Genomic DNA, 20,473 nt, shown 5'->3' with positions numbered 1-20,473 from the left:
TTTCATTTTTCGGCCCGCTGCGGGCAGAACCGCGCCGGACACGTTTTTCTCACCTGACTTGCCCAGCACCCCATGCTAGAGACCCAGCCAAAGATCGACCGACCAAAGGACATGTCGAAGATGGCAAAGACCACGAGCACCGCGTTGGCCCTTATCCTGGCGCTGGCAGCCACTCCGCTGATGGCCCAGACGGAAGCGGCCCCCGCGACCGAAGAGGCCGCCCCCGCAGATGGCGCCACCGCCGAGAACCTGGCGATGGGACAGGAGGTCGGCGCCGCCGACGGGCCGGGCAGCACCTACACCGCCGCAAACTTCGAAGCCTGGGAACAGAAGTGCGTCCGCACCGAATCCGGCGTCGATCCTTGCCAACTCTACCTCCTCCTGAAGGACCAGGAGGGCAACTCGGTCGCCGAGTTCACCATGTTCAACCTGCCCAAAGGCTCGGAAGGCCCCGCCGTTGCCGGAGCGACCTTCATCGCGCCGCTGGAAACCCTTCTGCCCGCCGGGATGTCGCTCCAGATCGACGCGACCAAGGGCAAGGTCTATCCCTTCACCTTCTGCGCCCCGATCGGATGCGTCGCGCGGATCGGCTTCACGGCCGAAGAGATTACCGCCATGAAGGCCGGCGGAAGTGCGAAGATCACCATCGTCCCCTTCGTGGCACCTAACGAAAAGGTTGAACTGACCCTATCGCTCAAGGGCTTCACGGCTGGCTACGACGCGGTGACGGCCGCCAACGACGCCGCGGACGCGGCAGCGCAGACGGCGGCCCCGGCCGCAGCGGCTGCTACCGAAGCTGCACCGGCAGAGGCAGCACCGGCCGAAGGCGCGGCGAACGACTGACCCTGCCAGGTTGTGAATATCGGGCCGGTCCCTCGGGGCCGGCCCGACTGCATTCAGGCTTGGCGAAAGGCCAGGACCGCGTTCAGGCCGCCAAAGGCAAAGGCGTTGGACAGGACGGCCGAGACCGAGGCCGCTCGGGCAAGGTTCGGCACCACGTCCAGCGCGCAGTCCGGATCGGGGGCGAGATATCCGACCGTCGGCGGCAGCACCGCTTCCGTCAGCGCCAGCACGCAAGCCAAAGCCTCCAGCGCGCCGGTTGCCCCGATCGCATGGCCATGCATCGCCTTGGTCGATGACACAGGAGGCAGGGCCGCGCCGAATACCGCCCGGATTGCCGCCGTCTCGGCCCGGTCGTTGGCAAGCGTCCCCGTGCCATGCGCATTTATGTAGCCGATCTCTCCAGCCCCCATCCCCGCATCCGCCAGAGCCGCCCGCATCGCCCGCGCCGCTCCCTCCGCACTGGGTGCCACAATGTCGCCCGCGTCCGCCGTCATGCCGAAGCCCGCCACCTCGGCCAGAACCCGCGCCCCCCTGGCGCGCGCATGCTCCTCGGCTTCGAACACCAGCACCCCGGCCCCGTCACCGATCACCATGCCCTTGCGACCCAGGCTGAACGGCCGGCACGCATCCGGCGCCAGCACCCGCAGCCCTTCCCAGGCCTTCACGCCCCCAAAGCACAGCATCGCCTCTGCCCCGCCGGTCAGCATCACATCCGCAACCCCCGACCGGATCTGCTGCATGGCCAGGCCCATCGCATGATTGGCGCTGGCACAGGCCGACGACACCGCGAAGACCGGCCCGGTCAGCCCGTGCAGGATGGACAGGTGCGAAGCCGGGGCGTTGTGCATCAAGCGGGGCACCACCAGCGGCGAGACGCGGTTCTTTCCTTCGGCAAAGACCGCGCGATAGCTGTCTTCCCAGGTCTGGATACCGCCCGCCGCCGTGCCCAGGATCACCCCACCGCGGGGACCCAGACCGGGCGGCAGCCCCGCCATCGCCATCGCTTCGGCCCCAGCCACCAGCGCGTATTGCGCCACCCGGTCCAGAAGCGGCAACTCGTTCGACGCGAAGTGATCCTCGGGCCGCCAGTCCCGCACCTCTGCGCCGATCCGCACCGTCAGACGGTCCGCATCGCGAAATCCCAGCGGGCCGATCCCGCAGCGTCCCTCACGGAAGGCGCGAAATGTTCCGGCAACGTCCGCGGCCAAGGCATTCACCGTGCCGATGCCGGTGACGACAACCCGCCTCATGCCGTCTGCGCAGCGATCAGGCGCTCGACGCCCTGCACGATGTTGAACACGCTGGTAAAGTCAAAGTCCGGCTGGTCCGGCTCGTTGGCATTGAACGGGATCGCGATGTCGAACTGCTCTTCCAGTGCAAAGATGGCCTCGACCTTGCCCAGAGAATCCAGTCCCAGATCATCGATCAGCGCGTCCCGTGCGATTTCCTCGGGCGGCAACAGCAGCTGCCGCGCCAGGATCGCGATCACCGCCTGCTCGATCTCGTCACGTTCCGCCATCGCCTAGTCTTCTCCGGTCCCGGAGCGACCCTTTTCCAGCCCTGCGACCCGAGAGGCAAGACGCGGCAGCCGGCGCAACGCCTTCTGGATTTCGACATGGGTCTCCATCTTGACCGCAGGATAACCCAGCAACACCCGCCCTGCCGGGGCGTTGGTGAAGATCTTCGTGGCCCCACCTGCAATGACGTCATTGCCGACGAAGATGTTGTCGTTGACCCCGCATTGTCCGGCCAGCACCACCCGGTCACCGATCCGGGCCGAGCCTGCGATGCCGACCTGGCCGCACAGCAGGCAATCCTGGCCGATCTGCACGTTGTGGCCGATGTGGACAAGGTTATCCAGCTTGGTTCCCGACCCGATCTGCGTGTCCCGGATCGTGCCCCGGTCGATGCAGACGTTTGCGCCGATTTCGACGTCATGGCCGATGGTTACGGCGCCCAGTGAATGGATCCGGGTCCAGGTCTGGTCCTTGATCTCGGCGCGGCTGCCCAAGGTCTCGCGGATCTCCTCGACCCCCGACTTCTCGGGCGTCACAAAGCTGAATCCGTCTGCTCCGATCACCGCACCGGGCTGGCAGATGAAGCGGTCGCCGATGGTGACCCGCGCCCCGATCCGCGCGCCTTGCAGGATCAGCGGTTCGGCCCCGATCCGGGCCCCTTCGGCAATCGTCACGTGGCTGGCAATCCGCGCGCCGGGACCGATGCGGACCCCCGCGCCGATCACCACGAAGGGTCCGACCGCTGCCCCCGCGCCGATCTGGGCGGTGGGGTCGACCAGCGCCATCGGATGCACGCCTGCCGCAATCGCCGGCCCCGGGTCCATCAACCGCGTCAGCCCGGCCATCGCCAGTCGTCCGCGCGGAGCGAAGATCGCGGCCTTCAACCCCATTCCGCGCCAGTCAGCCCCCGGCCAGACGATGGCGGCACGGGCCCGGCCCTTGCCGATCCCGTCCGCATACCTCGGGTCCATCGCCAGCGCCAACTGGTCCGGCCCCGCGGCTTGCGGCTCGGACGCGCCCGTGACCTCAAGGTCAAGGTCGCCTTCCGCCTCGGCCCCAAGCGCGCGCGCGATATCCCCGATCCTGTGGGCCATGTCGTCCTCGGCTGTTCCGCCCCAGACTTACCCCTGAACGCCTGGCAGTTCCACCCCGGCGTCCGACAGCGCCTGCCACAGCGCCGCATCCCGCCCATAGACGTCACGGCGATAGGTCATGCGGCCCTTCGCATCCGGATATGCGGTGAAATAGACCAGGTGCACCGGCAGATGCTGCTTCAGCTTCACCGTGGTTTCCTTGCCGGTTTCCAGCGCCGCGTTGAACTCGGCCTCGGCATCGTCGGTCTGCCAGGACAGAAGCTCATGTGCCAGGGCAAAGGGGTCCGCAACCCGGATGCAACCGTGGCTATAGGCGCGAACCTCCTTGTCGAACAATGACTTGGACGGAGTGTCGTGCAGATAGATGTTGTGCACGTTCGGGAACATGAACTTCACCTTCCCCAGAGCGTTCCCGTCCGACGGCGGCTGACGCATGCCGAAGGGAAAAGACCGCGCACTGTAGGCCGCAAAATTGACCGAGCCGCGCGACACCACCCGCCCCCGCCCGTCGATCACCTGGATATGGCTGACCGCGTTCGGGTTGCGCTGCAGAAGCGGCAGGTATTCCTTGACGATGATCGACCGCGGCACCCCCCAGGAGGGGTTGATCACCATATGCTCCATCTCGTCGGAAAACTCGGGGCTGCGCTGGTCGGGGACGTTCTTGCCGATCACCACGCGCGTCTCGAACACGGTCTTGCCGTCCTCCATGATCCGCGCGCGGAAGTCGGGCAGGTTCACCCAGATATGCTTGACCGAGCGGTCGAAGTGCATCCACCGCTCCCGCTCCATCGCCACCACGACGGACCGCAGGCGTTCTTCCGGGCCGATATTGATCTCGGCAACCGTACCCTCGCCGGCCGTGCCATCTGCGGTCAGGCCGTGGTTCAGCTGGAAGGCCGTCACCGCCGCCTGCATCGCCCGGTCATAGCTCGCCACCGCCGTCGGCGCGAGGTAGCCCATCCGCACCAGCCGGTCGCGCAGCGCGATCACCGCCGGCCCCGTGTCCCCAAAAGCCAGTGCTGTCGCCGGAACCGTCGTACCCCAGCCGCCCGCCGCGATCTGCGCTTCCAGCCCAAGCTTGGCCTTCATCAGCTGCATGTACTGCGGCGCCTTCGGAAGCAGCCAGTCCAGCACCGCCTCGGGATCGCCGTTGGCCATCCGCGTCAACAGGACCGCAGGTTCGATCCGGTTGATCTCGCGCACGATACCCGCATCGATCGCCTTGGGGTCCAGCACGCCCGAGGTCAGGTCCCGCGCCCAGGCCAGGTAGGCCCGCGTCATCTCGACTTCCACCCGGCCCCGGTCGCCTTCGGTTTCCGCACTCCTCAGCGCCGCCTCAAGCGAGCCGACATCGTAGCGCGGGGTCGGCAAGCCGTGGTCCTTCGCCGTCGCCAGCGCGGCAACAAGCGCCCCGCGCCGCGCCACATCGTCGGCACCTGTCCACAGGGTGTCGTAGCCCGTGCCGCGGTACCATTCGGCAATCGCCTCGTCGGTCGAGGCACTTGCCGCCAGCGATTGCGTGAAAGCCGTGGTCTGTGCATCGGCCATCGGCGCAAGCACCGGCGTCAGCACAAGGGACAGGGTCAAATACAGCGAGCGGCGCGACAGCTTCAGCGGGACGTCAAAGCGCATTCAACCCTCAATTCCAGATACTTGAGCTCTTTCTGGCATCTTTTCGCTGATCTGCAAACCCTGTCCAATCACAAACCCGCCGATCGCTGAACTGTCGCTTTTTCGTAAACAGTCCGTGGCAAAAACGATGCAGATCCACCACATCGGCAAGATTTTTACGGCGTTCAGCAAATATTTGCCGATGGAGGTTGAGCTGTCGGCACCGCAGTCAATCGGCGCTTGGGCTTCGATTCGACTTGTGCAATAAGATCCCTGCACTTGGGGAAGAAGTTGCACGAGAGCTGCGGAAACGGCAGTCGAAGACAGCACGGGGACAGGCGTTAGAATGACGGACAACAAGCTTATCGGCGTCTCGCGGCGCGGCCTTCTTGGTGCCTTCGCGGCGACGGCCATGATCGCCGCACCGACCTACACCAATGCATTCGGGGTTCTCAAAGGTGCTGGCGACATCCGCCGCATCCGCATGTATTCCGGTCGCACCGGCGAAGCGGTCGACACGATCTACTGGATCGAGGGCGAGTACATTCCGGAAGTCGTGAAAGAAATCAATTACTTCATGCGCGACTGGCGCTCGAACGACAGCATGAAGATGGACCTGCGCACCATCGATATCATGGCGGCGGCACATCGGCTGATGGACGTGTCCGAACCCTACATGCTTCTGTCCGGCTATCGCTGCCCGAAGACCAACGCGATGCTTCGGTCGAAATCGCGGGGCGTTGCCAAGAACTCGCTGCATATGGTGGGTCAGGCGGCCGATCTGCGTCTGCAATCCCGCTCGGTCGGGCAGATGGCCAAGGCCGCAGCGGCCTGCGCGTCTGGCGGCGTCGGCAAGTATTCACGCTCGAACTTCGTGCACATGGATTGCGGCCCGGTCCGCAGCTGGGGCGGCTGAACCCGCAGTCCCCGATGAAAACAGGCGCCTTCGGGCGCCTTTTTCGTTTGCATTTTAACGGGTCCGCTCCTCTGCTTGCCGTCCGAAGCCCCTCGCCCGCTTGGGGAGGGAAAAGGAAGATCAGCCCAGCGGACCGGCATCCGGATCATCCTGATCGTCCTGCCCTTCGCCGCCCTCGACCTGACGGCCACGGAACCCCATCGCGACGACGAACTTCTCGGAACTGTCGGCCCGGCTGGCCAGAGGCTTCACATTCGCCACCTTCTTGAAGTTCTTTTTCAGCATCGTCTGCATCTGATTCTCGGCCCCGCCCGCCAGCACCTTGGCGACAAAGGTCCCGTCATCTTCCAGAACGTCGAAGGCAAAGGCCAGCGCCGCCTCGACCAGGGCCACGATCCGCAAGTGATCCGTCGACTTGTGCCCTGAAGCAGAGGCCGCCATGTCGGACATGACCACATCGGCCCGACCGCCCAGCCAGCCCTTCACCATCTCGTCCGCGCCATCGGCCAGGAAATCCAGCTGGTGGATCTCGGCGCCCGAGATCGCCTCGACCTCCTGCAGGTCCACGCCCAGCACATAGCCGACGGGCTTTTTCGGGTTCTGCCCAAGCGCGTTGACCCGCAACGCCGCAACCTGACACCAACCCCCCGGCGCGCACCCCAGGTCCACGACCCGGGCACCCGGTTTCAGGAAGCCATACTTGTCGTCCAGCTCCAGGATCTTGTAGGCCGCGCGGCCCCGATAGCCTTCTTTCTTCGCCCGTATCACGTAAGGATCGTTCAGCTGCCGCTCCAGCCAAAGCGTCGAGGAAAGCTTGCGCCCCTTCGCCGTCTTGACGCGCACCCGCAGCTCGCGCTGACCGCGTCCCGATGTGGCCTTACCTGATGTCGGCTTTTCGTTCATGTGTAGGGCCCGTCTTCCAGCACGCCATCCGCGCTCATCTGCGCGTAAAGAAGCCCCTCCCTAAGCCCACGGTCGGCGACCGACAAGCGGTCCGTGGGCCAGATGCGCATCAACGCTTGCAGAATGGCCGAGCCGGACATGATCAGCGCGTGGCGGTCGCGACCGATCCGCGGGTCGGTCCGCCGTCCTTCCGGCCCCAGGGACAGGTACTCCCGGATCACCAGGTCGATCTGGTCGCTGGTCATCTGCAACCCGTCGACCTTGGTCCGGTCATAGCGTTTGAGGTTCAGGAAGCTTGCCGCCACCGTCGTCACCGTGCCCGAGGTCCCGACGATCTGGAACCCTTCCCGAGGATTTTCGGCGTTGTACGGACTGAAACTGGCCAGGTTCTCTTCGAAGAACCAACTCATCAGCGCGAACCGGGCCGCATCATCGTCGACATCGATGAACTGATCCTTCAGCGTCGCCACACCGAGTGGCACCGAAATCCAGTCCACCACCCGCGCCACTGCGCCCTCGCCCTGCGCATTGAACCCCATGTGCAGCCGCATGATCGCACGTGGTCGATCTGTCGGGGCAACGGCGCTCAGGTCGATCCACACAAGCTCGGTCGATCCGCCACCGATATCGACCACCAGAAGCTGCTCGGTCGACGGGTTGACCAGCGGGGCGCAAGAGATGACCGCAAGCCGCGCCTCTTCTTCGGGCGCGATGATCTCCAGCGCCAGTCCGGTCTCGCGCCGCACCTGACGGATGAAGTCCTTCGCGTTGCGCGCCCGCCTGCAGGCCTCGGTCGCCACCAGCCGCATCCGCTGCACGCCGTGCTTCTCGATCTTCTTTTCGCAGATCCGCAGCGCCTGGATCGTCCGCCCCATCGAGGCCCGCGACAACCGGCCCGAGGCTTCCAGCCCCACGCCAAGCTGCACCGATTTCGAGAAGCTGTCGATGATCGAAAACTGACTGCCCAAGGGCTGGGCAATCAGCATCCGGCAACTGTTCGTGCCCAGATCCAGCGCCGCATAAAGCGGCGCAGGCCCGGGATTTGGCAGGGCTGACGGCTCAGTCACGCGGGAAACGGCCACCTTCGCATCCTGGGGCGTCTCGACCGTCGCAGCTGTCGCGTCCGCCCTACGGGGACGCTCGGGCGTCATGACCGCCCTCCATCTGTGGTTACCCTCAAGGGTAGACGGCTTTTCCCGCCCTGACAAGCGCGGCGGCCGGGACTTTGGCTGTTGCATTCCTGCCTGATACCAAGGTCTTGGCCCGGCCAGCCTGCCCTCCGCGTTGACGCCCGCCGCAAGTGACGCCTATCGTTGGAAAAAACGTCGAGGCAGTCATGAAAATCACAGCAGGGCCCACCGTGGCAGGCGGCTTTCTGGCCGCCGTCCTTCTCGGGACATCCGCAGTCTTCGCCGAACCGATCCAGACCGCCACTCCGGTCCAAACGACCGACTGGTCGGGCTACTACGTCGGCCTATCCGCCGCCAGACCGACCGGGGACAACACCTGGCGCGTCAGCGAGTTCGAGCTTTTTCTGATCCCCGACGAATGGTCTGGCACACTGTCAACGTTGAGCCTTGGACGTGACTGGCAGATCGGGCGACTGATTTTCGGGGCCGTCCTTGGCGTTTCCAACGGGGAGATTGCTGCACAGCCGCAGTCCGACATTTGGTATACCTGCTTTCAGTGCGACACTTTGATCAGCAACCTCGTGTCGCTGCGCGGACGTGCCGGTCTCGACCTTGGCAAGACCATGGTTTACGCCGCAGGAGGCGTTACCCAGGCGGACGTCGCCGGTACCAGCGGTAACCGACAGACGGTCGTTAACAGCGACACCTTGGTGGGCTGGACTCTCGGAGTCGGCTTGGAACGCAAGATTACCGGGCAAATCTCGTTGACTGCTGGTTATGACTTTACCGACCTCGGCAATATCGCTCTGGAACGCCACGTCGAGGGAACCGACACCAGCATCGAGTTCGGCCTGATGCAGATCGGCGTGAACTACCGCTGGTGACCCCTGCCGTCCCCGCGATGATGAACCAGGCTCATCCTTACCTTGAGAACTTCTCAAGCCGCTGCCGCTGGCCTCGCTTGGTCGCCTCCGGTAGCCTGCCGCCGTCCCGGCCGGTCCGGGCACGTCGCTCCTTTGCCTCGCCATGTCGAAAACCGACACCGGCTGTCGTGGAACGGCGCATATCAACAGGGTCAGCACAGCCAAGGGGAATCACCGCATCATGGCCGAAGTCACCATCGTCTACTGGCGCGACATCCCGGCCCAGGTCATCGTCGGCAAGGGCCGCAAAGGCTCCAAGGTCCAGTTGACCGAACGTTTCGAACAGGCCATCGACCGCTGCGCCATGAAGATCGGTGCCAAGGACGCGGACGCCTATCTTGCCGAATGGCGCAAGATGGTGGTCGCCGATCTGGACGGCGAGCCCGACACCATCGCCTCCGATTATGCCGCAAAGCTGGAAGCCGAGTTCGACACTGCCCGCCTCAAACTGCTGATCGACGCCGAAGGCTGGGCCAAGGCCTGACTTCATGACCCTCCCTCCGCCTTCCACTCTCAAGGAGACCGTGATGGCCCTGTTCAATTTCCGCCGCAAGGAAGACACCGCCCCCGCGACCGGCTCGCTGGAACCCTTCCTCAAGGGCTACTCGATCGAGGTGATGCCGCGCACCGCCGAAAAGGTGGAAAGCTTCCGTGACCTGCTGCCGACCGGCACCCGCGTCTACATCGCCCACATCGACGGCACGCCGATCGAGGACATGGTCGCCACGGCAAAACGCATCGGGGCCGAGGGCTTCGACGTCATGCCCCACTTCCCCGCCCGCATCATCAAGGACAAGGCCACGCTGCAAAGCTGGGTCGCGGCCTACCAGGATGTCGGCGTCAGCCAGGGCCTCCTCCTCGCCGGTGGCGTCGCCCAGCCGGTCGGCGATTTCGCCACCTCGATGCAGCTTCTGGAATCCGGGGCCTTCACCGGCTTCAAGCGCCTCCACGTCGCCGGCCACCCCGAGGGCAACAAGGACATCGATCCCGATGGCTCGGACCGCATGGTCATGGAAGCCGCCCGCTGGAAGTCCGCCTTCATGGAGCGCACCGACGCCCAGATGGCGATGGCCACCCAGTTCTGCTTCGAGGCCCAGCCCGTCATCGACTGGGTCAACCGCCTCCAGGCCGAGGGCGTGAAGCTTCCCGTCCACATCGGCATCGCCGGTCCCGCCAAGCTGCAGACCTTGATCAAGTTCGCCATCGCTTGCGGTGTCGGCCCCAGCCTCCGCGTCCTGCAAAAGCGCGCGATGGATGTGACCAAACTCCTTCTGCCCTACGAGCCGACCGAGATCCTGGAAGGCCTGGCCGCCCACAAGGCCGCGAACCCCGGTTTCGGCATCGAACAGGTCCACTTCTTCCCCCTCGGCGGCATCAAGACCAATGCCCAGTGGGTCACCGAAAACGGCGGCGCCTCGGGCGTTCCCGCCTCAGCCTCCGCGTAAGAGAAAGCTTCAAGAATGACCCGTACTGTCATTGAATCCAAAACGAAAACCGTCATCATCGGCTTTGACGAACCCTTCTGCGTGATCGGCGAACGGATCAACCCGACCGGGCGCAAGAAGCTGGCGGCTGAACTGGAAGCCGGCAACTTCGAGACCGTCATCAGGGACGCGCTCGAACAGGTCGCCTGCGGGGCCACGGTTCTTGACGTGAATTCGGGCGCCGTCTTCACCAACAAGATGGCCACCGACCCGCGCTACGCCGACAACAACTTCGTCGAGCCGCCCTTGATGAAGGCCCTGATCGAGATCATCCAGCAGACCGTCGACGTACCGCTCTGCATCGACTCGTCGGTTCCCGGCGCGCTTGAGTCGGGCCTGATGGCCTGCGAAGGCCGCCCGCTCCTGAACTCGGTCACCGGCGAGGAGCACCGCCTCGAACTCGTCCTGCCCTTGGTCAAGAAGTACAATGTCCCCGTCGTTGCCATCTCGAACGACGACACCGGCATCTCCGAAGACCCGGACGTCCGCTTTGCCGTCGCCAAGAAGATCGTCGAACGCGCCGCCGATTTCGGCATCCCCGCGCATGACATCGTGGTCGACCCGCTGGTCATGCCGGTCGGTGCGATGGGGTCTGCCGGTCAGCAGGTCTTCACCCTCGTCCGCCGCCTCCGCGACGAGCTTGGCGTGAACACCACCTGCGGCGCGTCCAACATCAGCTTCGGCCTGCCCCACCGCCACGGCATCAACGGCGCCTTCCTGCCGATGGCCATCGGCGCGGGCATGACCAGCGCGATCATGAACCCGGTCCGTCAGCAGGAAATGGAGGCGATCCGCGCCGCCAACTTCCTGATGAACCATGACCCGAACGGCGGCGAATGGATTCGCTTCGCCAAGGTGCTGGAAGCCGTCGAAGGCGGCATGACCTTCGCCGAGGCCTCGGCTGCAGCAAGCCAGGCCAGCGCCGGCCGTCGTGGCGGTCGCAAAGGTCGGGCATAAGCACAAACCGCTCCAACTGGATGAACGGAGATCCCTCCCCTCATCCTTGAAACGACGCCGCCCGATCCGCCAGGCTTTCGCTGAGCACGGATCGGGCGCCATATGTCCAACGCGGACTTCGAAGACCACCTCAATCGGATCAAGTCTTAGGCCGGGCAAACGGCCGTGCCGACCCGCGGTCGTTGTGGCAGCAGATATCCATATGTTCCTTTTACTTTGGTGTCTTGCTGCTGATCTGCGGACTTCTCCTGATCAAGTTCGCGCCTGACTACCAGGAGGCCTGACAGGAAGCCCGCCCAACCCATTCACCTGTTTCCAAATATCCCCGCCGGAGGCACCCCGAGCGATTTTGCGTCCTTCACGCAAAATCGCGAGACAAAGGGACTTCGCGCGGCACGCGCTCCTCATGCCAGCCGCCCGCCCCCGGCTCACCTTTCCGGCACCCTAGGCTTTCCCCCGTTGCACCGACGTCCCGCCCTTGGCACCTTTCCCCCATGTTGCGCCGCCTGATCACCAGCCTCTGCCTTCTCACGACGCCCGCGCTGGCGCAGGGGACTGGCCTGCCCTACCCGTTGGAGGCGACCGGGCGCGCTGCACTGGAAGCCAGCCTGAACCTCGCCGCGGCCGCGCTTGTGAACGCGCTCGTCCAGTCGCGTGACGCCGCCTGGGCCGCCGGCACGCACCCGATGCCAATGCATATCCGCCAGTCCCTCCTTGCCTGGTATCCCGCCGATCTTCTGGACAGCATCGAATACCGCACCGGCGTGACCGAGGACGCAACGCTCCAGTCCCTTTCGATGCGCTACGGCGACGCGACTGCGGTGGCCATCATCGACACCATCATCTTCGCACATCCCTCGGACGCCGAAAACAACGTCGCGCTCTGGGCGCATGAGGTGAAGCACATCGAGCAGTTCCGCCGCTGGGGTCTTGTCGGTTTTGCCCAAAGGTATGTCCGCGACCATCAGGCGGTCGAGGCCGAGGCCTATGCCATCGGCGACGCGGTGAAGGCGACAAACGGCGGCGGCTGACGCCCGCCGAGGCGCGCTGGACGCCACATGAACAACCACCTGCAATCCATTGAAGTTGCGCACGTCCGACGTTCCGCCCTCCGGGGGCAGCTACCCCGCCACGGCCCGCAGGCTCGCCGCGCGGGCTGGCGGAATCCGCTCCACCTCGACGCAGGTGAAGACATGCAGCGTGTCCAGTTCCCGGTCCACCACGGCGTGATCGCTGACCCAGCCCCCCATCCCCAGATAGGTCCGCAACAGCGGCGGCAGCCCGGCCAGCGCGGCTCTGCGGTCCGTGACGGGACCGGCAAGCACCGGATAGTCCACCACCTCCGCAGCCCTCCGCCCCGGCAGATGCTCCGCCGGCCCCACGAACTCGGCCGCCAGCAAGGAAAGCCCCGCCCGGTGCGCTTCCCACCCGGCACCGCGAAAGCTGGAGCACCCCACCAGAAGCCCCGCCTGCCCCTCGTCCACCAGCCGCGTCATCGCCCCCCAGGCCAGGCGCAGCACGTCCGGATGCACCCCCCCCGGCGCCACGCAGAACCGGCCCATCTCCGCGATGGGCCGCGCATAGCCCGACAACGGCCCCACATCGTAGAACCGGGCGGCATAGCCCTGCGCCAGGCCCGCGCCCCAGCCGAACAGCATGACCCGGAAATAGCCCAGCAGACCGGCCTCGCCTTCGACCATCACATGAGCCGAGAGCGCGTCCTGCGCATCCTCCTCGCTGCCTGCCCGCCGCGGAAACGCGGCCCGCCGCAGCGCCATGACCCGGCCCATATCGGCTCGCCCCTCGGCCAGCCTCGCCACCAGCCCGCCCCTCCGAAGTGGCTCCACGCCCTTTCCTCCCGCGGCTGCAGCCCCTAGATTAACACCAAAGGAGACTTCCATGTCCAAGATCGTCAAGTCAGATGCCGAGTGGCAGGCCCAGCTTTCGGAACTCGCCTTCAAGGTGACCCGCAAACACTCGACCGAACGCGCTTTCACGCATGACAACTTCCCGAAGGACCCCGGCACCTTCCGCTGCATCTGCTGCGGCGCGCCGCTCTTCGACCAAGAGACCAAGTTCGACAGCGGCACCGGCTGGCCCAGCTTCTATGCCCCGCTCGATCCCGAAATGGTGGGCGAAAAGTCCGACAACAGCTGGTTCATGCGCCGGACCGAGGTGCACTGCAACCGCTGCGAAGCGCATCTTGGTCACGTCTTTCCCGACGGCCCGGCCCCCACCGGCCTGCGCTATTGCATCAACGGCGTCGCGCTGACCTTCGAGCCGGAAGACTAGACGTCACTCGCCCAGAAGATCGCCCGCCTGAAGCCGACCGAAGCTGCCCAGAAGCTGCTGGATGAACGAAAGGCCCTTGACGTTCGGCTCGGTCACCCGTCGCGAGATCTGGACGACCTTGCCGTCGTCCAGGCCGTAGCTGGCGATGTTCTCGACAGTTCCGGCCTCGTTGAAGGTCACCGCCAGCACTTGTCGCTGGATCTCCTGCGGGGCGCGCGGGCCGAAATGGCGATACTGGCTTTGCACGTAGAACCAGCCGACGTCGTTCAGAAGGCCGGACGTCGTCGGACGGCCGATCTTCTCCCCGACGGTTTCGCGCGTGTCGGTGCCGATCTCGACAAGTGCCAGTTCCTGCTCGGTCGGCACATAGCCATGATTTCGGATGACCGGCGAGCAGGCCGCCACCGATGCCACCAGGGCCAGCATCAGCCAGCCCTTGCGCGCAGCCCGACTTGTCGAAAGGACCGACCGCGCCATCCGGAAATCTGCCATGCCTGCCCTCATGCCCCGCTGGAACGCTCTCTGCCGATACGGGTTCTTCAAAACCCTTGGCATTCCGGATAACAGACTATGAGCCCCTTGTTCAAGAATGGAACGCCGGACCCCTCGGGGACGGCCCCGCGAAAGTCCCGACCATGACCGAAGCAGCCCAACCCCGCCCCACACGGTTCCGCACCGGCGGTCTCAGCCCGCGCAAGCCCACCCGGTTCAGCTACCGCCCCGAGGCCGAGGAGCGGAAGGCCTTGGCCGAGGAACTGGGCCTGCTGGCCCTGCCGGCACTGGAGTTGACCGGAGAGATCCGACCCTCGGGTCGGGACGAACTGGTGCTGGAGGCCCGCTTGACCGCCCGCGCCGATCAGCCCTGCAGCGTAAGCCTTGTGCCGGTTCCATCCAGAATCGATGAAACCGTCCGTCGGCGCTATGTCGCGGACTTCAAGACGCCCGAGGGCGACGAAGCCGAGATGCCCGAAGACGACACGGTCGAGGCCATGCCCGAGATGATCGACCTGCCTGCGATCGCCGCCGAGGCCCTTGCGCTGGCCCTGCCGCTGTATCCCCGCGCCCCGGGGGTAGAGTTCGCCCAGGCGCTTCATGCAGGCGAGGATGTCACCCCGCTGTCCGACGACGACGTCAAGCCGTTCTCGGCCCTGCAGGGTCTGGCGGAACAGTTGAAAGCCAAGGGAAATTCTGGGCCGGAGGGGGAGGCGTGATGCCCACCCAGACCTCCTGCTGCGTCCGCGAAAAGGGGCTTGCGCCGCCCCGGAATCCGAGTATGTTCCGCGCCTCATTCAAGCTGTGAAGCAGCATCCGTCCCGTATTGCCTTATGTTGCGGGAAGGTGCTGAATCGCAAAGGAAATCGGGGCATGTCCCCACTGCCCAAAGGTTGAGACATGGCTGTCCCGCAGAACCGCACCACGAAATCCAAGCGCAACATGCGCCGCGCACACGACGCGCTGGTTGCCGCGAACCCGAACGATTGCCCGAACTGTGGCGAGCTGAAGCGTCCGCACCACGTGTGCAGCGCTTGCGGCCACTACGATTCGCGTGAAGTCGTCTCGATGGCCCGTGAAGTGGATATCGACGAGGACGCGGCGTAAGCCGCGCTTCCCACGCGCGTCCCGATGGCACTCGGACCCGAGTCTGCACCTGCCCCGGTGAATGCGCGCGTAGTCATTTCCGTTGATGCGATGGGTGGCGACCGCGGGCCGGCAGCAGTCGTTGCCGGTCTTGTCGATTCGCTGATCCAGCATCCCCGGATGGACGCGATCCTGCACGGTGACGAATCCGCGTTGCGCCCATTGCTGGCACGACATCCGGACGTCGCCTCCCGCATCACCCTGCGCCATGCCGAGCGTGTGGTGAAGATGGAAGACAAGCCCGCCCAGGTGATGCGCCACGGCCAGGGCACCTCGATGTTCTCGACCATCGACGCGGTGAAGGACGGCGAAGCCGCGGCCGCCGTGTCCTGCGGCAATACCGGCGCGCTGATGGCGGTGTCGATGCTGCGGCTGCGCAAGCTGCCCGGGTTGAACCGTCCCGCCATCGCCAGCCTCTTCCCGACCCCCACGCCCGGCAAGATGAACGTCATGCTGGACATGGGCGCCGACGTGAAGGCCGATCCGGCCGACCTCTTGCAATATGCCTTCATGGGCTCCTCTTATGCCCGCAACGGCCTTGCCATTTCGCGGCCCCGCGTCGGGCTCCTGAACGTCGGGACCGAGGAACACAAAGGCCGCGCCGAGCTGCACGAGGCCCACGCCCTGATGGGGCGCAGCGCCGAAGCCGGCAGCTTCGATTACGTCGGCTTTGTCGAAGGTACCGACATCCTGTCCGACCGCGTCGACGTGATCGTCACCGACGGATTTACCGGTAACGTGGCCCTGAAGGCAATCGAGGGCACGGCCCGGCTGGTGGGCGATCTTCTGAAGCAGACCCTGACCTCGACCCTGCTTGCCAAGCTGGGGGCGCTCCTGGCCCGGGGCGCGCTGAAACGGCTGCAGATGCGCATCGACCCGCGCCGGGTGAACGGCGGGGTGTTCCTTGGCCTCAACGGCACCGTGGTCAAGTCGCATGGCTCGGCCGATGCCACCGGAGTCGCGGCCGCCATCGGCCTGGCCTACCAACTGGCGCAGGGCGGTTTTCTGGAACGCCTCGCAGCGCGGGTTGCATCCGCCGAAGCCGCGGGGCAGGATGCCGCGCAAATGGGGGCCGACCGTCAAGACGCGGGCCCAGGGACCGGAGGCAATCCTTCCGAATGACGATACGCGCCACAGTCAGGGGCGTCGGGCACTACCTGCCCGACCGTGTCGTCCCGAACTCTGAATTCGAGGCCATCGTCGAGACGTCCGATGAATGGATCCGCTCCCGCTCGGGGATCGAACGCCGCCACTTCGCGGCCGAGGGCCAGCTGACCAGCGACCTGGCCACGCGCGCCGCCACAGCCGCGCTGGCCGACGCGGGCCTTCAGGCCGACCAGATCGACACGATCATCGTCGCCACCTCCACCCCCGACCTGACTTTCCCTTCGGTCGCCACGATGGTGCAGCACGCACTCGGCATGACCCGGGGTTACGCCTTCGACGTCCAGGCGGTCTGCGCAGGATTCGTCTACGCGCTGGCCAACGCGAACGCCCTGATCCTCTCCGGACAGGCCACCCGCGTCCTCGTCATCGGGGCCGAGACCTTCAGCCGCCTGATGAACTGGAAGGACCGCGGCACCTGCGTCCTTTTTGGCGACGGGGCTGGTGCGCTGGTGCTGGAAGCGACCGAAGGCACCGGCACCACGGCCGACCGCGGCATTCTCGCGACCGACCTCAACTCGGACGGGCGCTACAAGGACATCCTTTACGTCGACGGCGGCACCTCGACCGGGACCACGGGTCACCTGGTGATGGAAGGCAAGGAAGTCTTCCGCCATGCCATTGAAAAGCTTGCCGAAACTGCGCACACCGCGCTGGACAAGGCCGGCCTCACACCCGAAGACGTCGACTGGATCGTGCCCCACCAGGCCAATATCCGCATCATCGAAGGCACTGCGAAACGCATGCAGGTCCCGATGGAACGGGTCGTCGTCACCGTGCAGGACCACGGCAACACCTCCGCCGCCTCGATTCCGCTGGCATTGTCCGTCGGCAAGGCCCGCGGCCAGATCAAGACCGGCGATCTTGTGGTGACCGAGGCGATCGGCGGCGGCCTGGCCTGGGGCTCGGTGGTACTCCGCTGGTAAGCGCCTTTAACGCCGCTTCCCAAGTGCTTGATATTGACTCGTAAATCCATCCGGCCCATCCTCGCCCGATAACAACTCGTGGGGGACGAGATGAGCGAGAAGACCCTGACCCGGATGGACCTCAGCGAAGCGGTGTTTCGCGAAGTCGGTCTCAGCCGAAACGAATCTGCCAATCTCGTCGAAGCGGTGCTGCAACACATGTCGGATGCCCTGTCCCAGGGCGAGACGGTGAAGATCTCGTCCTTCGGCACTTTTTCGGTCCGGTCCAAGACCGCCCGGGTCGGCCGCAACCCAAAGACGGGCGAGGAAGTTCCGATCTCTCCCCGCCGGGTCCTGACCTTCCGCCCATCGCACCTGATGAAGGACCGCGTGGCGGCCGGGAAAAAGCGCTAAGGGCGGCGCATGGACAAGTCGCCCGACGCCTTCCGCACCATCAGCGAGGTTGCTGAAAGCCTGGACACCCCAGCGCATGTCCTGCGTTTCTGGGAAAGCCGCTTTCCGCAGATCAAGCCGGTGAAGCGGGCCGGAGGGCGGCGCTATTACCGCCCCTCGGACGTGGCGCTGCTGACCGGGATCAAACGGCTTTTGCATGACGAAGGCCTGACGATCCGTGGCGTGCAGAAGATCCTGCGGGATCAGGGCGTGCGGCAGGTGGCGGGGCTCTCGGACGATTCGGTCAGCACCGATACGGTCGTGCCGGTCCCCCTTCGTACCGAGCCGGATTTGCCGGAAGACGTGGGAGAGGCCGGCTTCATCGCCATCGACGACGAACCGGACCCCGAAACCGCTACCCCCTGGCAGGCACCACCCGTTGAAAGCGGTCTGCCGCTGTTTGACACCCCACCTGCCCTGGCGCGAACGACGCCGCCGCCGCTCCCTGCGCCAACGACGCCGCGGAAACCCTCGCTTCGGGATGATGCGACATTTGCCAGCCTCATCAGGGCATTGCCCGCAGGAAGTCTGAAAACCCATCGGTCGGAAATCACCGCCTTGGCCCGTCGGCTGGCCACACTCCGGCTTCAGGTTGCATCCCGGGCCGAAGGCGGACGCAGCTGATAAGCCGATGTGCTTTCCTGCTTGCACCGGCCCGGAATACGGGTATGTATCGCCCCGTGTCGGGCCGTAGCGCAGCCTGGTTAGCGCGTCCGTCTGGGGGGCGGGAGGTCGAGAGTTCGAATCTCTCCGGCCCGACCATCGAAAACCCGCCCGCCTGCCAACCGGCATGGCGGGCGGTTTTATATCTGGCGTTTGGGGGACCGCGATGACATCCGGAGTGCTGCCCGCACAGGCCCTGCGCCAGCTCATTGCCCAGGGCGCGCTTTCGGCCCAGCCCGCAATCCGCGGCGACCAGATCCAGCCCGCAAGCCTTGACCTGCGCCTTGGCCCCGTGGCCTACCGCGTCCGTGCCTCGTTCCTGGCGGGGAATGGCCGCACGGTGCAGGACCGTCTGGACGAATTCACCATGCACAAGGTGAACCTGGGCGAAGGCGCAGTGCTGGAAAAGAACTGCGTCTATCTGATTCCCCTGGCCGAACACCTGGCGCTGCCGCCGGGCGTCACCGCAGTCGCCAACGCCAAAAGCTCTTCTGGTCGGCTGGACCTATTGACCCGCACCATCACCGACGGCGGCACCGAATTCGACCGCATTCCCGAAGGCTACCACGGCCCGCTTTACGCCGAAGTCTGCCCGCGCAGCTTTTCCGTCCTCGTCCGCGAAGGCCAGCGGCTGAACCAGATCCGCTTTCGCCAGGGCCAGGCGGTCCTGTCCGATACCGAACTTGCCGCACTCCATGCCACCGACCCGCTGGTTTCGGGTGAGGCGGTCATCTCCGAAGGTCTCGGCTTCTCGGTCGACCTCAAGCCCGCAGAAGGCACGCTGGTCGGCTACCGCGCCAAGCCGCATACCGGCGTCGTGGACCTTGACCGGATCGGCCACTACCCGGCCGCCGACTTCTGGGAGGAGCTGCATGCCACCGACGGCCGCATCATCCTGGACCCCGGCGCTTTCTACATCCTCGTCAGCCGCGAGGCGGTGACGATCCCTCCCGACTACGCTGCCGAAATGGCGCCTTATCTCGCGATGGTCGGCGAATTCCGGGTGCATTACGCCGGCTTCTTCGACCCCGGCTTCGGCCACGCCGCCGCCGGTGGGGCGGGATCACGCGGCGTTCTGGAAGTCCGCTGCCACGAAGCGCCCTTCGTTCTGGAACACGGCCAGATCGTCGGGCGACTTGTCTATGAACGCATGTCCGAACGGCCCGAGACGTTGTACGGCGCCGGCATCGCCTCGAACTATCAGGGCCAGGGACTGAAGCTCGCCAAGCAATTCCGGACGACCTGACACCGCTTTCGTGCTAGACTTTCCCACACCCACCGGGAGAGCGGCCAATGCGTGGCGCGCGCTGGCATGGTCTGGTCACAGGGCTGGCGGTCGGTCTGACCGCCCTGCCCGCCTGTGCCAACCGCCTGACCTTCGAGGTGCGTCCCGACCTTCAGCCCGACCACATCATCGCCTGCTCGGTCGCGCTGCAGGATGGCTGGATCAGCCTGGTGCAGGTCCGGGGTGTCGGGATGCCTGCGCGCCATCCAATCCGCTGGCGCATGTCCCAACGTGAGGAGGCCGCGATTCTGACGGCTCTCCAGGGCTTCATCGCTGGCGACGCAGCCTCGATCGATCCTTACGCGTCCCGCACGCCCGCGCCACCCTTCGTCAGCGTCACCTGGATGACCTCACTGGATGGCGACTTGGCTTCGGGCCTCTATTTCCAGCCCGGTCTGCACTTGCCAGGCTTCCTGAAAGCCAGTCTGACGACCCTTGGCCTTGAGAACACCTGCGGTCTCAGCGCCAGAGCCGCCGAGTGACCTTGGAGATTTCCTTCGCGCGCTGCGCAAGCTCGCGGCCTTTCCTGGCTTCCTCGCGTTCTTCGGGGGTCATCTCGGCCTCGGGCTTGCCGCGCCGGGCCGCATAGTTGATGCCGGCATCCACGGCGCTGCGGACGAACATCTTGGTCAGCATGTTGAAAAGACCGTTCAGGTTCACTCGCCCCTCCTGTTGCCGCCCGCCGAATATGG

At 65.4% G+C, this 20,473-nt stretch carries 26 protein-coding genes and 1 tRNA gene; 17 read left to right on the top strand and 10 right to left on the bottom strand.

What is annotated here, in order from left to right; all coding sequences use genetic code 11:
• Positions 1-120: 120 nt before the first annotated feature.
• Positions 121-843, top strand: a complete 723-nt coding sequence (locus tag Q0C42_RS17100; RefSeq protein ID WP_295078687.1) for an invasion associated locus B family protein — start codon at positions 121-123, stop codon at positions 841-843.
• Between the two features lie 53 nt (positions 844-896).
• Here Q0C42_RS17100 and Q0C42_RS17095 read toward each other — a convergent pair whose 3' ends face one another.
• The 5 genes from Q0C42_RS17095 to Q0C42_RS17075 are packed head-to-tail and all read right to left on the bottom strand — an operon-like array spanning position 897 to position 5,365.
• Positions 897-2,093, bottom strand: coding sequence for a beta-ketoacyl synthase (locus Q0C42_RS17095; protein ID WP_295078684.1), 1,197 nt, complete (start codon positions 2,091-2,093; stop codon positions 897-899).
• Positions 2,090-2,362, bottom strand: coding sequence for an acyl carrier protein (locus Q0C42_RS17090; protein WP_295078681.1), 273 nt, complete (start codon positions 2,360-2,362; stop codon positions 2,090-2,092). The genes Q0C42_RS17095 and Q0C42_RS17090 overlap by 4 nt, the downstream gene beginning before the upstream one ends.
• Positions 2,363-2,365: 3 nt before the next feature.
• A complete protein-coding gene (lpxD, locus tag Q0C42_RS17085; RefSeq protein ID WP_295078678.1) occupies positions 2,366-3,454 on the bottom strand; it encodes a UDP-3-O-(3-hydroxymyristoyl)glucosamine N-acyltransferase in 1,089 nt (362 codons plus the stop codon).
• Positions 3,455-3,481: 27 nt separating this feature from the next.
• Positions 3,482-5,089 carry a L,D-transpeptidase family protein gene (locus Q0C42_RS17080; protein WP_295078675.1) on the bottom strand — a complete coding sequence of 536 codons (1,608 nt, stop codon included), beginning with the start codon at positions 5,087-5,089 and terminating at the stop codon, positions 3,482-3,484.
• Entirely contained in the window at positions 5,090-5,365 is a 276-nt protein-coding gene (locus Q0C42_RS17075; protein WP_295078672.1) for a hypothetical protein, read from the bottom strand.
• 49 nt (positions 5,366-5,414) lie between these two features.
• On the opposite strand from Q0C42_RS17075, the gene Q0C42_RS17070 reads away from it, so the two are divergent.
• Complete coding sequence (locus tag Q0C42_RS17070; protein WP_295078669.1) at positions 5,415-5,984, top strand: DUF882 domain-containing protein; 570 nt, start codon at positions 5,415-5,417, stop codon at positions 5,982-5,984.
• Positions 5,985-6,104: 120 nt separating this feature from the next.
• On the opposite strand, the gene Q0C42_RS17065 is transcribed toward Q0C42_RS17070, so the two are convergent.
• Together Q0C42_RS17065 and Q0C42_RS17060 are read right to left on the bottom strand one after the other, a co-directional pair.
• Positions 6,105-6,887: an RlmE family RNA methyltransferase gene (locus Q0C42_RS17065; protein ID WP_295078666.1), complete on the bottom strand. Its 783-nt coding sequence runs from the start codon at positions 6,885-6,887 to the stop codon at positions 6,105-6,107.
• Positions 6,884-8,038 (bottom strand): Ppx/GppA phosphatase family protein, encoded by a 1,155-nt coding sequence (locus Q0C42_RS17060; protein WP_295078664.1) that lies wholly within the window; start codon positions 8,036-8,038, stop codon positions 6,884-6,886. The genes Q0C42_RS17065 and Q0C42_RS17060 overlap by 4 nt, the downstream gene beginning before the upstream one ends.
• Before the next feature lie 185 nt (positions 8,039-8,223).
• On the opposite strand from Q0C42_RS17060, the gene Q0C42_RS17055 reads away from it, so the two are divergent.
• The 5 genes from Q0C42_RS17055 (at position 8,224) to Q0C42_RS17035 (ending at position 12,412) form a co-directional block, all read left to right on the top strand.
• Positions 8,224-8,901 (top strand): outer membrane beta-barrel protein, encoded by a 678-nt coding sequence (locus tag Q0C42_RS17055; protein WP_295078661.1) that lies wholly within the window; start codon positions 8,224-8,226, stop codon positions 8,899-8,901.
• A gap of 220 nt (positions 8,902-9,121) precedes the next feature.
• Positions 9,122-9,424, top strand: coding sequence for a virulence factor (locus Q0C42_RS17050; RefSeq protein WP_295079209.1), 303 nt, complete (start codon positions 9,122-9,124; stop codon positions 9,422-9,424).
• 43 nt (positions 9,425-9,467) lie between these two features.
• Positions 9,468-10,385, top strand: a complete 918-nt coding sequence (locus tag Q0C42_RS17045; RefSeq protein ID WP_295078658.1) for a methylenetetrahydrofolate reductase — start codon at positions 9,468-9,470, stop codon at positions 10,383-10,385.
• A gap of 15 nt (positions 10,386-10,400) precedes the next feature.
• A complete protein-coding gene (locus tag Q0C42_RS17040) occupies positions 10,401-11,381 on the top strand; it encodes a methyltetrahydrofolate cobalamin methyltransferase (RefSeq protein WP_295078655.1) in 981 nt (326 codons plus the stop codon).
• Between the two features lie 494 nt (positions 11,382-11,875).
• Positions 11,876-12,412: a DUF4157 domain-containing protein gene (locus tag Q0C42_RS17035; protein WP_295078652.1), complete on the top strand. Its 537-nt coding sequence runs from the start codon at positions 11,876-11,878 to the stop codon at positions 12,410-12,412.
• Positions 12,413-12,502: 90 nt separating this feature from the next.
• Here the strand turns inward: Q0C42_RS17035 and Q0C42_RS17030 are convergent, their stop codons facing one another.
• Complete coding sequence (locus Q0C42_RS17030; protein ID WP_295078650.1) at positions 12,503-13,228, bottom strand: GNAT family N-acyltransferase; 726 nt, start codon at positions 13,226-13,228, stop codon at positions 12,503-12,505.
• A gap of 52 nt (positions 13,229-13,280) precedes the next feature.
• On the opposite strand from Q0C42_RS17030, the gene msrB reads away from it, so the two are divergent.
• Positions 13,281-13,673 carry a peptide-methionine (R)-S-oxide reductase MsrB gene (msrB, locus tag Q0C42_RS17025; RefSeq protein WP_295078646.1) on the top strand — a complete coding sequence of 131 codons (393 nt, stop codon included), beginning with the start codon at positions 13,281-13,283 and terminating at the stop codon, positions 13,671-13,673.
• A gap of 3 nt (positions 13,674-13,676) precedes the next feature.
• Here msrB and Q0C42_RS17020 read toward each other — a convergent pair whose 3' ends face one another.
• The gene (locus Q0C42_RS17020; protein WP_295078644.1) at positions 13,677-14,165 is read right to left on the bottom strand and encodes an outer membrane protein assembly factor BamE; all 489 of its coding nucleotides are present in this window, start codon (positions 14,163-14,165) and stop codon (positions 13,677-13,679) included.
• Positions 14,166-14,308: 143 nt separating this feature from the next.
• Here Q0C42_RS17020 and Q0C42_RS17015 point away from each other — a divergent pair, with 143 nt between their 5' ends.
• From Q0C42_RS17015 to Q0C42_RS16975, 9 genes are all read left to right on the top strand, one after another.
• Entirely contained in the window at positions 14,309-14,884 is a 576-nt protein-coding gene (locus tag Q0C42_RS17015; protein ID WP_295078642.1) for a YceD family protein, read from the top strand.
• Positions 14,885-15,065: 181 nt separating this feature from the next.
• Positions 15,066-15,272, top strand: coding sequence for a 50S ribosomal protein L32 (gene rpmF, locus Q0C42_RS17010; RefSeq protein ID WP_295078639.1), 207 nt, complete (start codon positions 15,066-15,068; stop codon positions 15,270-15,272).
• Positions 15,273-15,296: 24 nt separating this feature from the next.
• On the top strand, positions 15,297-16,433 hold the full coding sequence (gene plsX, locus Q0C42_RS17005; RefSeq protein ID WP_295078636.1) for a phosphate acyltransferase PlsX: 1,137 nt from the start codon (positions 15,297-15,299) through the stop codon (positions 16,431-16,433).
• A complete protein-coding gene (locus Q0C42_RS17000) occupies positions 16,430-17,401 on the top strand; it encodes a beta-ketoacyl-ACP synthase III (protein WP_295078633.1) in 972 nt (323 codons plus the stop codon). The genes plsX and Q0C42_RS17000 overlap by 4 nt, the downstream gene beginning before the upstream one ends.
• 90 nt (positions 17,402-17,491) lie before the next feature.
• Positions 17,492-17,794, top strand: coding sequence for an integration host factor subunit alpha (ihfA, locus tag Q0C42_RS16995; protein ID WP_295078630.1), 303 nt, complete (start codon positions 17,492-17,494; stop codon positions 17,792-17,794).
• 9 nt (positions 17,795-17,803) lie between these two features.
• On the top strand, positions 17,804-18,457 hold the full coding sequence (locus tag Q0C42_RS16990) for a MerR family transcriptional regulator (protein ID WP_295078627.1): 654 nt from the start codon (positions 17,804-17,806) through the stop codon (positions 18,455-18,457).
• Positions 18,458-18,517: 60 nt separating this feature from the next.
• A tRNA-Pro gene (locus tag Q0C42_RS16985) sits at positions 18,518-18,595 on the top strand.
• A 67-nt stretch (positions 18,596-18,662) separates the two neighbouring features.
• Positions 18,663-19,742, top strand: a complete 1,080-nt coding sequence (locus Q0C42_RS16980; RefSeq protein ID WP_295078624.1) for a 2'-deoxycytidine 5'-triphosphate deaminase — start codon at positions 18,663-18,665, stop codon at positions 19,740-19,742.
• Positions 19,743-19,789: 47 nt separating this feature from the next.
• Complete coding sequence (locus Q0C42_RS16975; RefSeq protein WP_295078621.1) at positions 19,790-20,263, top strand: hypothetical protein; 474 nt, start codon at positions 19,790-19,792, stop codon at positions 20,261-20,263.
• Here the strand turns inward: Q0C42_RS16975 and Q0C42_RS16970 are convergent.
• A complete protein-coding gene (locus tag Q0C42_RS16970) occupies positions 20,241-20,441 on the bottom strand; it encodes a hypothetical protein (RefSeq protein ID WP_295078618.1) in 201 nt (66 codons plus the stop codon). The two genes, Q0C42_RS16975 and Q0C42_RS16970, sit on opposite strands and share 23 nt — an antisense overlap.
• Positions 20,442-20,473 lie beyond the last annotated feature (32 nt).

The organism is Tabrizicola sp. (assembly GCF_022842145.1).
In the GTDB taxonomy this organism is placed as follows: domain Bacteria; phylum Pseudomonadota; class Alphaproteobacteria; order Rhodobacterales; family Rhodobacteraceae; genus Tabrizicola.
The sequence above is the reverse complement of the archived record's forward strand: the minus strand, read 5'-3'. Positions and strand labels throughout refer to the sequence as shown.

Bases quoted from the DNA above. Each gene is read 5' to 3' on its own strand.
- Q0C42_RS17100 (WP_295078687.1), top strand. From the start codon at position 121: ATGGCAAAGACCACGAGCACCGCGTTGGCCCTTATCCTGGCGCTGGCA.
- Q0C42_RS17095 (WP_295078684.1), bottom strand. From the start codon at position 2,093: ATGAGGCGGGTTGTCGTCACCGGCATCGGCACGGTGAATGCCTTGGCC.
- Q0C42_RS17090 (WP_295078681.1), bottom strand. From the start codon at position 2,362: ATGGCGGAACGTGACGAGATCGAGCAGGCGGTGATCGCGATCCTGGCG.
- lpxD (WP_295078678.1), bottom strand. From the start codon at position 3,454: ATGGCCCACAGGATCGGGGATATCGCGCGCGCGCTTGGGGCCGAGGCG.
- Q0C42_RS17080 (WP_295078675.1), bottom strand. From the start codon at position 5,089: ATGCGCTTTGACGTCCCGCTGAAGCTGTCGCGCCGCTCGCTGTATTTG.
- Q0C42_RS17070 (WP_295078669.1), top strand. From the start codon at position 5,415: ATGACGGACAACAAGCTTATCGGCGTCTCGCGGCGCGGCCTTCTTGGT.
- Q0C42_RS17065 (WP_295078666.1), bottom strand. From the start codon at position 6,887: ATGAACGAAAAGCCGACATCAGGTAAGGCCACATCGGGACGCGGTCAG.
- Q0C42_RS17060 (WP_295078664.1), bottom strand. From the start codon at position 8,038: ATGACGCCCGAGCGTCCCCGTAGGGCGGACGCGACAGCTGCGACGGTC.
- Q0C42_RS17055 (WP_295078661.1), top strand. From the start codon at position 8,224: ATGAAAATCACAGCAGGGCCCACCGTGGCAGGCGGCTTTCTGGCCGCC.
- Q0C42_RS17050 (WP_295079209.1), top strand. From the start codon at position 9,122: ATGGCCGAAGTCACCATCGTCTACTGGCGCGACATCCCGGCCCAGGTC.
- Q0C42_RS17045 (WP_295078658.1), top strand. From the start codon at position 9,468: ATGGCCCTGTTCAATTTCCGCCGCAAGGAAGACACCGCCCCCGCGACC.
- Q0C42_RS17040 (WP_295078655.1), top strand. From the start codon at position 10,401: ATGACCCGTACTGTCATTGAATCCAAAACGAAAACCGTCATCATCGGC.
- Q0C42_RS17035 (WP_295078652.1), top strand. From the start codon at position 11,876: ATGTTGCGCCGCCTGATCACCAGCCTCTGCCTTCTCACGACGCCCGCG.
- msrB (WP_295078646.1), top strand. From the start codon at position 13,281: ATGTCCAAGATCGTCAAGTCAGATGCCGAGTGGCAGGCCCAGCTTTCG.
- Q0C42_RS17020 (WP_295078644.1), bottom strand. From the start codon at position 14,165: ATGGCAGATTTCCGGATGGCGCGGTCGGTCCTTTCGACAAGTCGGGCT.
- Q0C42_RS17015 (WP_295078642.1), top strand. From the start codon at position 14,309: ATGACCGAAGCAGCCCAACCCCGCCCCACACGGTTCCGCACCGGCGGT.
- rpmF (WP_295078639.1), top strand. From the start codon at position 15,066: ATGGCTGTCCCGCAGAACCGCACCACGAAATCCAAGCGCAACATGCGC.
- plsX (WP_295078636.1), top strand. From the start codon at position 15,297: ATGGCACTCGGACCCGAGTCTGCACCTGCCCCGGTGAATGCGCGCGTA.
- Q0C42_RS17000 (WP_295078633.1), top strand. From the start codon at position 16,430: ATGACGATACGCGCCACAGTCAGGGGCGTCGGGCACTACCTGCCCGAC.
- ihfA (WP_295078630.1), top strand. From the start codon at position 17,492: ATGAGCGAGAAGACCCTGACCCGGATGGACCTCAGCGAAGCGGTGTTT.
- Q0C42_RS16990 (WP_295078627.1), top strand. From the start codon at position 17,804: ATGGACAAGTCGCCCGACGCCTTCCGCACCATCAGCGAGGTTGCTGAA.
- Q0C42_RS16980 (WP_295078624.1), top strand. From the start codon at position 18,663: ATGACATCCGGAGTGCTGCCCGCACAGGCCCTGCGCCAGCTCATTGCC.
- Q0C42_RS16975 (WP_295078621.1), top strand. From the start codon at position 19,790: ATGCGTGGCGCGCGCTGGCATGGTCTGGTCACAGGGCTGGCGGTCGGT.